This window comes from Bifidobacterium oedipodis (assembly GCF_012932425.1).
GTDB lineage: Bacteria > Actinomycetota > Actinomycetes > Actinomycetales > Bifidobacteriaceae > Bifidobacterium > Bifidobacterium oedipodis.
Genome location: NZ_JAAIII010000001.1, coordinates 193917 through 206295, shown reverse-complemented (window position 1 = coordinate 206295; position 12379 = coordinate 193917). Strand labels below are relative to the sequence as shown.

10 protein-coding genes are annotated in these 12379 nt (G+C 59.2%); 6 read left to right on the top strand and 4 right to left on the bottom strand.

The window, feature by feature from the left end; translation table 11 throughout:
• The first annotated feature begins 57 nt into the window (after positions 1-57).
• Both gap and ybaK read left to right on the top strand, forming a co-directional pair.
• Positions 58-1116: a type I glyceraldehyde-3-phosphate dehydrogenase gene (gene gap / locus G1C95_RS00845; protein ID WP_169171052.1), complete on the top strand. Its 1059-nt coding sequence runs from the start codon at positions 58-60 to the stop codon at positions 1114-1116.
• A 140-nt stretch (positions 1117-1256) separates the two neighbouring features.
• Positions 1257-1766, top strand: coding sequence for a Cys-tRNA(Pro) deacylase (ybaK, locus tag G1C95_RS00840; protein WP_169171051.1), 510 nt, complete (start codon positions 1257-1259; stop codon positions 1764-1766).
• An 80-nt stretch (positions 1767-1846) separates the two neighbouring features.
• On the opposite strand, the gene G1C95_RS00835 is transcribed toward ybaK, so the two are convergent.
• On the bottom strand, positions 1847-2830 hold the full coding sequence (locus tag G1C95_RS00835) for a 4-hydroxy-3-methylbut-2-enyl diphosphate reductase (RefSeq protein ID WP_169171485.1): 984 nt from the start codon (positions 2828-2830) through the stop codon (positions 1847-1849).
• 178 nt (positions 2831-3008) lie between these two features.
• Here G1C95_RS00835 and G1C95_RS00830 point away from each other — a divergent pair, with 178 nt between their 5' ends.
• Positions 3009-3956 carry an aldose 1-epimerase family protein gene (locus G1C95_RS00830; RefSeq protein WP_169171050.1) on the top strand — a complete coding sequence of 316 codons (948 nt, stop codon included), beginning with the start codon at positions 3009-3011 and terminating at the stop codon, positions 3954-3956.
• A 147-nt stretch (positions 3957-4103) separates the two neighbouring features.
• Positions 4104-4178: a 50S ribosomal protein bL37 gene (locus G1C95_RS12740; RefSeq protein ID WP_003817083.1), complete on the top strand. Its 75-nt coding sequence runs from the start codon at positions 4104-4106 to the stop codon at positions 4176-4178.
• 138 nt (positions 4179-4316) lie between these two features.
• On the opposite strand, the gene G1C95_RS00825 is transcribed toward G1C95_RS12740, so the two are convergent.
• Both G1C95_RS00825 and G1C95_RS00820 read right to left on the bottom strand, forming a co-directional pair.
• The gene (locus G1C95_RS00825) at positions 4317-4667 is read right to left on the bottom strand and encodes a hypothetical protein (RefSeq protein ID WP_169171049.1); all 351 of its coding nucleotides are present in this window, start codon (positions 4665-4667) and stop codon (positions 4317-4319) included.
• Positions 4667-5407 (bottom strand): sigma-70 family RNA polymerase sigma factor, encoded by a 741-nt coding sequence (locus G1C95_RS00820; RefSeq protein WP_417852244.1) that lies wholly within the window; start codon positions 5405-5407, stop codon positions 4667-4669. Before G1C95_RS00820 ends, G1C95_RS00825 begins: the two co-directional genes overlap by 1 nt.
• Positions 5408-5567: 160 nt before the next feature.
• On the opposite strand from G1C95_RS00820, the gene G1C95_RS00815 reads away from it, so the two are divergent.
• Positions 5568-7145 (top strand): UDP-N-acetylmuramoyl-L-alanyl-D-glutamate--2,6-diaminopimelate ligase, encoded by a 1578-nt coding sequence (locus G1C95_RS00815; RefSeq protein ID WP_169171048.1) that lies wholly within the window; start codon positions 5568-5570, stop codon positions 7143-7145.
• Positions 7146-7206: 61 nt separating this feature from the next.
• Positions 7207-8214: a lipid II:glycine glycyltransferase FemX gene (locus tag G1C95_RS00810; protein ID WP_169171047.1), complete on the top strand. Its 1008-nt coding sequence runs from the start codon at positions 7207-7209 to the stop codon at positions 8212-8214.
• Between the two features lie 310 nt (positions 8215-8524).
• Here the strand turns inward: G1C95_RS00810 and G1C95_RS00805 are convergent, their stop codons facing one another.
• On the bottom strand, positions 8525-12319 hold the full coding sequence (locus G1C95_RS00805) for an AAA family ATPase (protein ID WP_169171046.1): 3795 nt from the start codon (positions 12317-12319) through the stop codon (positions 8525-8527).
• Between the last annotated feature and the right edge of the window lie 60 nt (positions 12320-12379).

Sequence of the window (12379 nt, the reverse complement as noted above, 5' to 3'; positions counted from 1 at the left end):
GGTAAACAATGGCCTAGCTCGCCATGCGCGCCAAGGCCACCCTCAAGGGAGAATTACATGACAGTTAAGATTGGTATCAACGGCTTCGGTCGCATCGGTCGTCTCGCCTTCCGTCGCATCTTCGAGCTGCAGGCTCGCGGTGGCGAAGCCTCCGACATCGAAGTGGCCGCCATCAACGATCTGACCACCCCGGCCACCCTGGCTTACCTGCTGAAGTACGATTCCACCCACGGCACCTTCAAGCACGACGACGGCACCCTGGTCGACGTCAAGGCCACCGAGGACTCCATCATCGTCGACGGCAAGGAATACAAGGTTTACGCCGAAAAGGATGCCAACAACATCCCGTGGGTTAAGAACGACGGCGTCGAGTTCGTGCTCGAGTGCACCGGCTTCTACACCTCCGCTGAGAAGTCCCAGGCCCACCTGAACGCTGGCGCCAAGAAGGTCCTGATCTCCGCCCCGGCCAAGGATGCCACCACCCCGACCGTTGTGTTCGGTGTGAACCACGAGATTTTGAAGCCCACCGACAACATCGTGTCCGCTGGCTCCTGCACCACCAACTCCATGGCCGCCATGGTCAAGCTGCTCAACGACAAGTGGGGCATCAAGGCCGGTTTCATGACCACCATCCACGCCTACACCGGCACCCAGATGATCCTGGACGGCCCGCGTGGCACCAAGACCGGTCGCGATCTGCGCGCCGCCGCCATCAACACCATCGCCCACTCCACCGGTGCCGCCAAGGCCATCGGCAAGGTTGTGCCCGAGGTCAACGGCAAGCTACAGGGCCACGCTCAGCGCGTGCAGGTGCCGGACGGCTCCGTCACCGAGCTGACCACCGTGCTGAACACCGAGACCACCGCCGACGAGATCAACGCTGCCTTCAAGGAAGCCTTCTCCAACACCGAGTACTACGGCTACAACGATGAGGGCATCGTCTCCTCCGATATCCTCGGCGACACCCACGGTGGCGTGTTCGATCCGACCCAGACCGACGTCAACACCGTTGACGGCGTGACCCTGGCTCGTACCGTCTCCTTCTACGACAACGAGAACGGTTTCACCTGCAACATGATCCGTACTCTGCTGTACTTCGCCGAGATCTCCGAGTGAATCGTCGCGGCCATAGCCGCATAGATTTATAACGAATCTTAAGTAAGAACCCCGCCACATACGGCGGGGTTCTTGCGTTATATGCGCCGCATTCGCGGACGCGCTACATTCGTCATACAAGGCGAGTACAACAAACAGATATGGGCAAGAAGAACAAACAAGCCAAGGGCACAGGCTCCACACCGGCAACCGTGCAGCTCGAACGCGCCGGAGTGGAATTCCACCTCTACGAATACGAACATTCCAACGACCATATGGATGATGGCTACGGGGTGGAAGCAGCCACCAAACTCGGCTTCGACGAGCATCAGGTATTCAAAACATTGATGGCCGATACCGGCACCGAACGCGTAGTCGGCGTGGTGCCGGTGAGCGGGCATATGGATTTGAAGGCCTTGGCCGCCGCCGTTGGCGCGAAAAAAGCCACAATGGCCGACCCAAAGGTTGCCATGCGCGAATCAGGGTATGTGGTCGGCGGTATTTCCCCATTAGGGCAGAAAACGCGACACAAGACGGTATTGGACGAATCGGCCCTGCAATTCGACGAAATCCTGGTCTCCGGCGGCAAGCGCGGTCTATCCGTCGGCGTGCATCCTAACGACTTGCTCAAGGTGTTGGATGGCATCGCCGCGCCCATTGGCACTTGGTAAATTTGGCTGGCCGCCGCGGACTTGCAGCGGCCAGTACCATAATCAACCTACCCGTGAATCGGCCGTCGTTGTCGCGGCCGTTATCGGCGCAGTTCAGCCGGCAATACGAAATGCATGGTCTCCTTGATGGTCTCCACGGATGTAACTGCGGTGAAGCCCTGCGATCGCAATGATTCAATGACACCGGCAACCAATTCCTCGGGCACAGAAGCACCAGACGATACGCCTACGGCTTCAACGCCTTCGAACCACGTAGGATCAAGCTCAGTGGCATCATCCACGCGATATGCCTTGCCACGCTCCCCCAATCCCTCTTGGGCGACCTCCATCAGACGCACGGAATTGGACGAATTGGCGGAGCCGACAATCACCACACAATCGGATTGTTCGGCCACCAGTTTCACCGCAGCCTGACGATTCGACGTGGCATAGCAGATATCGGAGCTCGGCGGCTCCTCAATCCAAGGGAATCGTGCTTTAAGCGCCGCAATCGTGCCGGCGGTTTCATCCACGCTCAGCGTAGTCTGGCTGAGCAGCACCAGCTTGGTATCAGGAGTAAAATCCAGCGACTGCACGTCATCGGCATGCTCGATCAAATGCACATGCTCGGGGCTTTCGCCCACCACGCCGACCGCTTCGTCATGCCCATTGTGACCGATATAGACGATTTCATAGCCTTCGCGTACGAAGCGCAGCACTTCGCGGTGCACCTTGCCCACCAGCGGGCAGGTGGCATCGATAATATTGAGCCCGCGACGCTTCGCTTCAGCCTTCACCACTGGGGATACGCCGTGAGCGGAAAACACTACTGGAATTCCTGCTGCAGCGGCTTCGTCGGGGATTTCGGACAGTTCCTGCACGAATACCGCGCCCTGCGAAGCCAGATCCTCAACCACATGCCGGTTGTGCACAATCTGACGACGCACATATACCGGAGGAAGACCTGCCAAGCGGTCTTCCTGTGTTTGTGCGGCGGCATGCAGAATCGTCTGCACGGTCAGAATCGCGCGATCCACGCCGGCGCAGAATCCTCGGGGATCAGCCAACACCACGGTTTTCGACATCATAACCTCCCTTTAAGCGCAACTGGGCACCAGTGTAACGTGCCCATTGCGCAACGGGTTCAGCGCGTGCAACAAGCGACCTCGTCACGAACGCGCTACACTGGTCGTTAGCGGTAACAATGCGTTGCCGACCCAACTATCCCATTGCACCAACCCATTGACGGGAGTGAAGAAACCCATGACGAATACCACGCCGCGCACCGGCCAACAGTACAGCATCTCCTATGGCGACTATCAGGCCGTCATCACCGAACTCGGCGCCACCATGCGCAAGGTGACTTATCAAGGCAAGAACGTGATCGTGCCGCTGGGAGCCGATGACCCGGTGACCTGCTGCCACGGCCAGCTGCTCGTGCCCTTCCCCAACCGCATCGCCGGCGGCACCTATACCTTCGAAGGCAAGGAATATACGCTGCCGATCGACGAGCACGACCGCAACACCGCCATTCACGGCTACGGATACCGTTCGTTCTGGAAGCTGGAGAAACTCACCGAAACCTCCGTTACCCAGTCCTGGCGCGCGCCGTTCCTGCTTGGCTACCCCTTCGACATGACCGTGACCGCCACCCATGAGCTGACCGAGGACGGTCTGCAAATCACCGTAACCGCCGAAAACAACGGACAAACCGACGCCCCGTGGGCTCTGGCCATCCATCCCTGGCTGGACAACGGCTTCAACGGCTACGGCGACGAAATCGACGGACATAACGCGCAATGCCATCTGACCGTACCGGCCGCCACCCACGTGACCGTGGACAAAAACCTCATCCCCACCGGCACCGAACCTGTGGAAGGCACCAAGTACGACCTCAACAACAACCCGCTGCTCACCGGCCAGCCCTTCGATGATGCCTGGACCGATGTCAAGCACGACGCCGACGGCACCGTAACCGCCACCTTCACCCGCCCCGACGGACTGGTGATCAAGGTCGGCGGCGACGAAACCATCACCTCCTTCCAGGTGTGCACCGGCACCGGCTTCCCCGCGTTCATGCACCCGGCCGGCACCGCCGTGGAACCGCAGACCGCTTACGCCAACGCGTTCAACACCGGCAACGATCTGATCGTGATCAAGCCCGGCGAGTCCAGCACCACGCGGATGTTCATCAAGGCCGAGCAGCACTGAGCGCAACATACGACTAATGGAATATCACACGCCACATAGGCTTGCGCATACATCCGTCCAACGCTGTTGGACAACGTATTTGCACATAGTCGGTGGCGTGTGGCATAATTCCCAAGGCCATTTTTTACTGCAGTAAAGGAGTCCATCATGGGCATGCGCGGACGTAAGCGCAAGGATCGTCGTAAGAAGGCTGCCAACCACGGCAAGCGTCCCAACGCCTGATCTTTGTTGCGTGAATAACGCTAGTAAGACCCGCCCGACCATCAAGTCGGGCGGGCCTTTTTGTGTCGTAACATACACTGTGCGCCCATGAGCCTATCGCCTCATCCGCTTGAGCAGCGGCTCGGGGCACAGCACCACTTAATTCTCGTCGCAGCAGCAGTGGTCGAGTGTGGCCTTGAGTTTGGCCATCAGACATTCAGGGGCCTGATCAGGGCGCAGATAGGCGCGCAGTGCGGCGATAATTGCCTGTTCGCGGGCATCACAGCAAGTCGACGGGTCGAAACAGCCCTCGACATCGGACGATACGCTCGCACTCGATCCGTTTCCCGGCGTGGATGAGACTCGTTTGGTTACCGATGTGGTGCTTACCAGCGTGCCATCCGCTTCGGTGGAGGTGGTTGAAGTGACATGCACCTCGGTCTGGCTCACCGTGCCATCGGGACAGGTACGAGTGATGGAGATATGACGTTCAATGGGATGATTATTCATCAGATCTCCCCTTTCAAGGCGGTATTGCTTGCGGTTGCGGCGGTTGCATCATTGGCCGCGCCGCGGCCGTTGATTCCATTATGAACGTCCTTGCCGGTCTCGTCACCATTTTTGGCGGACGGTGAACCAGCCGCACCGGCATGATGTGTCGAAGCAGCCGCACGCCGCTTCCCATCATCGGCGATATATCCCCGCTGCCTGGCATACGAGGCCAGCTCCCGTTTCAGTTGCGTGCGGGCACGGTTCAAACGGCTCATCACCGTGCCGATTTTCACGCCCTGTTCCTCGGCGACCTGACTGTACGACTTTCCGTCAATGGCCGCATCGATGAACACCTGCCGGCGTTCGGGGCTGAGTTTGGCGAGCGCGGCCATAATCTCCTCAGGAGCGAACGCGTCGAGATACTCCTCTTCAGCGGATTTCAGACCATCCGACGTATGTTCTGCAGCATCATAAATATCCCAGTCATCATATTCGCCGGTCGAATCATTGGCTCGTTGTGGCTGACGCTTGGCTTTGGCGTACTGGTTGAAATAGGCGTTGCGCTCGATGGTGGTCATCCACGCCTCGAAGTTGGTTCCTTGTTGGAACGAGTCGAAGGCCTTGAACCCTCGCTCGAAGGTGTCCTGCACCAGATCCTGCGCGTCGTCTGGATTGTTGGTCAGCTTCATGGCCTGCCGGTACAGGGCGTTGACTGCAGGCATGGCAAGCTGTTCGAACCGCTCGCGTTTGGCGGCCAGGCTTTCACCGTTTTCGGATTCGCGGATGTTTTCGCTGTCGCTCACGCCTCCACATTCTAGCCGGACGATGTGCCCATATCGTGGCTGATGCCGCGCGTGCCGCGCTACGGGGTGCAAGACCTGTAGAATGACTACTCGGCTAGAAACAGGGAGAATATCTATGGCTTTGACGTTGGCTTCGGCGGCCGCACTGCTCAAGGAACACCATCTATTGCGCGAAATCATCCAAGGTGACGTATGGACCGACGATCCGGTTCGCATTGCCGGTGCCGACACGCCGTTCGCGGATATTACCTACGACACCCGCACTGTCGCCCACGGCACGTTGCTGTGCTGCAAGGGTAATTTCAAGGCGGAATACCTGAACGGTATCGATTCCAAGGGCTTGGCTGCCTGGGTGGCAGAAGCCGATTACTCCTCCGCCACCGCCGCCCCCGGACTGATCGTCAACGATGCGCGACGCGCCATGAGCCTGCTATCCGCACAGTTCTACGGGCGACCGCAGGACGAATTGACCGTTATCGGCATCACCGGCACGAAGGGCAAAACCACCACCGCCTATTTCACGCAGGCGATGCTCAACGCCGTTTCGGGTGGCAAGGCCGCATTGTTCTCTTCGGTGGACAATTGCCTTGACGGACATACCTACAAAGAATCCGACCTGACCACGCCCGAATCGATGGACGCGTTCCGCATGATGCGCCAGGCCGCCGATAACGGCATGAAGTATCTGGTGATGGAGGTCTCCTCCCAGGCCTACAAGGTCGATCGCGTCTACGGGCTGACATTTGATGTGGCAGCATTCCTGAATATCTCCCCCGACCATATCTCCGCCATCGAGCACCCGTCGTTCGAGGATTATCTGTATTGCAAGCGTCAGATCATCGCCAACGCGAAATCTCTAGTGATGGGTGCGGACAGCGCCCACGCCGACCTGTTGCGTGAGGACGCGACGGCTGCCGGCATCCCGGTCGCCTCCTTCGCCCTGCATGATGACAAGGATTTGGGCACGGCCGCGGATGTGACCATGCATCCGATCGATCAGGAGCACACTGATTTCCGTGCCACTGTCGCAGGTGTGAATGTCGGTGACATTCACCTGGCACTTGACGGCGACTTCAACTATCTCAACGCCGCTGCGGCCATCGCCATCACGCGTGCCGCCGGCGCAGCGTTCAGTGCGGACAACGTGGCCAGCGACATCAGCCAGTTGGCCCTGCACGCCATCGAACCGGTGCGCATCGCCGGGCGTATGGAACAGTTCCAAGATCCCAAGTCCAACACGCTGGCCATCGTGGATTATGCGCATAACTATGCATCCGTCACCGCGCTGCTGGACTTTGTGTACGAGCGCTACGGCAGCCGGAACCCGCGCATCACGCTCCTCACCGGCTCAGCCGGCAACAAAGCCTACGACCGCCGCCCTGAAATCGTGCGCGCCGCACAGGATCGCATCGAGCATTTCGTATTCACCGCGGAAGACACCGACACCGAGCCCTTCATCGACATCTGCATGGAAATGAAAAGCTACGTAACCAATCCGAACGTGACCTCCACCGTCATCGACGACCGCCCGGCCGCCATCACCAACGCGATTTACGATGCGCGCGCCCACGCCGACCGATTCAACGTAATCCTGCTGATCGGCAAGGGCGATGAACGCTGGATCAAGTCGCATCACGCACATGTGCCGTTCGAAGGTGACGATCGCATCGTCGAGCGCATGTTCGCCGAGTAACGACGTCTCACACCACCTTTTCATTTCAAGACCTCACCATTTCACCAATCAAAGGACCGTTATGATCACGCTTGAGAAAGTCGATTCCGCCACGCTGGAGCGCGAAGCCGCCGCAGCCGGCATCGAACTGCCCATCGAACAGACCGGCGTCTGGTCCGCCTTTCAGGCGGATATCGAAGGCCGCACCCCGTGGGGCGACTTTCTGATTCGTCGCGACGGCGAGCTTATCGCCGTGATTTCACTCATCGACTTCGAAACACACGGCTACCATTACCTGCGTTCCATGCATGGACCAGCTTGGGTTACCAAGCCCTCCGAATCGGACGAACGCGAAGTGTTGGATGCATTGGTTTCCACGGTGCGTGCACAGAGCCACAACGTGGTATTCCTGCGCGTGGATACCTGGACTACTGCTGGCACAAAGCCTGTGCTGTCCACCGTGCCCTACGATCTGACCGTGGTCATCGACGTGACCGGCGGCGACGAGGCGATCCTAGGGCGTATGAAGCGTCGCGGACGCCGTGACGTGCGCAAAGCCCTGCGTGAGTGCCCGGCCGAAGTCGCCGACGAAACCTCAGCAGCATTGGCAGATTTCTCCGAATACTATGACGTGATGGTGGAAACCGGCAAACGCGACGGCTTCACCCCCGCGCCCATGAGCGACTATGCCGACATGATCCGCGCCCTCGGTGCCGATCATTGCCGCGTATTCGCCGCACGCATCGAAAATCGTGTGGTTGCTTGGTCAATCGTCACTGTGAACGGCACGCACGCCGTGCGCTATTATGCCGGCATGCGCAACGAAGTGATGCGTTTGCATGTTACCGACAAGCTGCTGTATAGCGAATGCTGCATTCTGGGCTCGCAGGGTATCACTGCTTATGATCTGATGGGCATCGGGTCTGATTTTGCGCCGTCGCTGAAGGGGCTGAATGAGTTCAAGACCAAGTTCACCGAGGAGATTACGCCGGTGGCGCCGGCGCGGGATGTGCCGGTGAAGAAGGGGTTCTATACCGCCCTTACCTTGCTGCAGGCGTTGCGTCGTAAGTTGCGTAGTAGCAGTAAGTAAGTGCGTACGTAGTAGTCGAGTATCAGCGGTGTCCGGTGGAGCTGATTGGGGACGGTTGTTTGCGGTTTTTTTCGTGAGATTTCCGTAGTACCGGCGGTGCCAGCAGTTCCAGCGGTGCCAGCGATGTCCGGTGGGGGCCGGGATTCTCGTATGTGACACGCTCCGGGCCGCTCTGGCCAAGTCTGTACGGTCATATACGAGAACCCCGGCCCCCACCTCGTTACGTCTGCAAGGTTACTTTTTGACGAGCCTTTGGCCGTCGTTTATCTGTGGGTGCGACGAGCTGGTGGCCGTCGCTTTTGTGGCTGGATTATGCCGCGACGGGGTTATGGGCGTCTCTGTCGAGCCTTTGCGAGATGACGGATGTAACCCCGTCGGATCGCATTGTTACGCCGTAGAGGGCGTCGGCGATGGACATGGTGCGTTGTTGGTGGGTGATGATGATGAGCTGGGCGTGCTCGCGCAGTTCGTTGAAGGCGTTGATCAGTCGTGTGAGGTTTGTGTCGTCGAGTGCGGCCTCCACCTCGTCCATTACGTAGAACGGGCTGGGGCGCGCGGTGAAAATCGCGAATAGCAGTGCCAATGCGGTCAGTGATCGCTCGCCGCCTGACAATAGGCTTAATTGTTTGACGCGTTTGCCGGCGGGGCTTGCCTCGACCAGCACGCCGGTGGTGAGCATATCCTGCGGGTTGTCGAGACGCAGCCGTCCGGTGCCTCCGGGGAATAGCGTGGCGAACATCGTCTCGAATGCCTTGGCCGTATCGTCGAAGGCGGAGCGGAACACTTCGACCATAGTGGCGTCAAGATCGTTGATGAGCTGCATCAGATCGTCGCGTGACTTGGCCACATCGGCTCGCTGATCGTTCAGATAGGCGTTGCGTTCCTGCAGAGCATCGTATTCCTCGGTGGCCAGCGGGTTGATTTTGCCCAGCGCAGCCAAATCGCGTGTGGCTTTGTCAAGACGTTTTTGTTGCTCTGCGCGATTGTATGGCACAGTCTGATAGGCGATTGGAGATCCTTCGACTCCGGCTTCGCCTCCGCTCAGGATGACAGAAGCAGCAATACCACCTCCGTTCGCGGTGTCGGAAGCAGCAGCCTCGCCTTCGCTGATGACGGACGTAGCCTCCATTCCCTCGTCATTCCGAGCGGAGCGTAGCGGAGTCGAGGAATCTCCCTCTTCGAGTGGGATGGGGTTGCCGTTATCGTCCAGCACGGGTACTGGTTGGTCTGGGCCATACTCGGCGATTAGTTCCTCCAAACTCATGCCCAACGCGTCGGACACTTGCTGCGTAAGCTGACCGTATTCGGCGGCGAGACGCTCACGGTTCACATCCAACGCATGCTCGCGCCCTGTCAGATCAGTGACTTTGGGCTCGAGAGTGTTGCGTTGCGCGCGCAGCGTTTTCAGTTCTTCATCATGGTTGGAAACTGCCTGCTGCAAAGCCTCACGCCGCTCAGTCACGCGTTTGAGACTTTGTTCGACCATCGCCGCAACCTCGCGCGCATCATCGGCCACCGATTGCAGTCGGGCAATCTGTTCGCGGCGACGTGTATTCAGCTGTTCGATGCGTGCGCATCGTTCGGCAGCCTGTTTGGCATTGTCGCGCAACAGGCCGGCCTGGCGTTGCAACGAATCGGCGGTGCGCCCTGCTTCGGTCCATGCGATTTTCGCCGCAATCTCATGCTCGCGCGCCACGGTGAGTTCACGTTCCAGCGTGCGTTCACGTTCATCCAACTCATCGAAGTTGGCGCTGCCATCATCGGCTTGTCGGGCGGATTCGAGCGCACGATTAAGATCATCGAGTTTCAGCTGGTGCTCTTCGCTGCCTGCCTCAATTTCAGCAACACTGGCTTCCAACCGCTTACGCTGATTTGCCAGCGTTGCAACACGATCGGCAGCGGCTTTCAGCGATTGGCGCGCCTGCTCGGCGCGTATGCGCGCTTCGGTGCGTTTGGCGGACTCCCGATCCACTGCTCGCGCAGCCTCGTCACGCGCCTCCTTGGCCTGTTCCAGTTCTGCGGTGAGCGTTTCCAGCTGATGTTCCAATTGCTTGACTTGCGCCAGAGCCTTGTCTCGCCTAGCCGCCAGTGATAAATCCGATTGGGCCAGGGACGAACCGCCCGCTGCAGCCACGCCGCGGGTGAAGATTTCACCGGCTTTGGTCACCGCACGGGCGACCGTACCGTCAGCTACCAGCTGTTGCGCGTCCTCGGCGGTAGCCGTCACGGCCACGTCGGACAACAACATACGTACCGCAGCCACCACAGCTTCAGCCTGAGATTGGTTCGAAGCAGCTGGATTGATGTCAATCAGTTCGGCGGCCAGTCGTGCTCCACTGGGCATAGCAGCCACTGCTTCTGCTGCCGCTCCCCCACGATAAGCAGGGGCAGCGCTCGTCTCGCCGGCTGCGGCGGTAAGCATTACCGCTTTGCCAAGCTTATCGGTGCGTGCACGTTCCAACGCATGCATCATATTGCCGGTTGCAGGCACCACAACAGCGCCGGCGAACTGGCCCAGCGCATGCGCTATGGCTTCTTCCCAGCCATCTTCAACATGGATGAAGCTAGTCAGCCGCCCCAGAGCGGCCACATCCTTGTCCTGCTCCAAAGCACCTGAGGCGTTGCGGCTTTCCAGCGTATCGCGTAACGCGTCAGCTTTGGCGTTCAGGGAGATAATCGTCGATTGCAGGGTGCGTTGACGGTCGGTCAGCTCATTCAGGGCGTCTCGTCGTACGGCAAGCTGTGCGCGGGCCGCTTCCAAGGCCTTGCCATCATCGTCGCTGACGTTATCGGTCTCACGGCGCAATGCGTCCAACTGCTGTTGTGCGTCCTCGCATTGGCTGTTCACAGATTGCTGTTGCGCACGGTAATCGTCGGCACGTGTCGCCGCCGATTGCACGGCCGCTTCCTCGCGGGCGATGAGTTCGCGCAGTGAGGCGATGCGTGAGTCACGTTTCTGCACGGTAGTGCGCAATTGCGTCAACGTCTGGCGCACCGAGGCGAGTTTTCTCTCATCGTTGGCACGTGTCTCGATGGCTTTGTCGAGTGCCAGTCGCGCATCTGCCACGACTGTGGACTGTGTTTCAGCCTGTGCTTCGAGTTCTTCAGCTCTTTTGAGCAGTATTGAGGGATCCTCGCCCGTATTCGTCACAATCTGCCCGGCCAATGATCGGCCGCGCTCTTCAGCCAATTGCGCCACCGCGTTCAACCGTTCACGGGTTTGCGAGAACTCATGCCAGTATTGGTTCGCTTGGGCGATGGCGGGATTCGAGGCCGAACTCAACGCCTCCACCTGTTCGATGCGCACCTTGACCTGCGCCAATTCACGTTGGGCGGCGGTCAGCTCAGCGCGCACCTGCCCAAGCTCACTGCGCACGGCTGCACGTCGCTCCATCGCCTGTTGGGCATCGTCGGCGTAGAGGCGCGATCGAGCGTCACGCACACTCACCTGAATGGCATCGGCACGACGCGCGATGCGCGATTGGCGACCCAAAGGCCCCATTCGTCGGCGAATCTCCCCCAGCAGATCGTCCAAGCGAGCCAGATTGGTTTCGGTATTGGCCAGTTTGCGCAGCGCACGTTCCTTGCGTTTGCGGTGTTTGAGGATGCCGGCCGCTTCTTCGATGAAGGCGCGATGTCCGGAAGGATCGGCTTTGAGAATCGCATCCAAGCGTCCCTGGCCCACAATCACGTGCATCTGCTGGCCAAGCCCGGTATCGCTTAGCAGTTCCTGGATGTCGAGCAGTCGGCAAGGAGTGCCGTTAATGGCGTATTCGGAGCCGCCGTTGCGGAAGATGGTGCGGGAAATGGTGACTTCGCTGTAATCGATGTCAAGCGTGTGATCGGTGTTGTCGATGGTCAGCGACACCTGTGCGCGGCCGAGCGGAGGGCGGGAGGATGTGCCGGCGAAGATCACATCCTCCATCGAAGCGCCTCTGAGGTTTTTGGCCCCCTGTTCGCCCATCACCCAGGTCAGTGCGTCGACAATATTCGATTTGCCGGAGCCGTTGGGGCCCACAACTGCGGTAATGCCCGGCTCGAAGCGCAACGTGGTGGCGGATGCGAAGGATTTGAAGCCGCGAATGTCAAGCTGTTTAAGGTACATTCACGCTCCTTCTCTCCACGCTTTTCCTACGCATCCGTCTCATGCCCGTTGTTTCAGCGT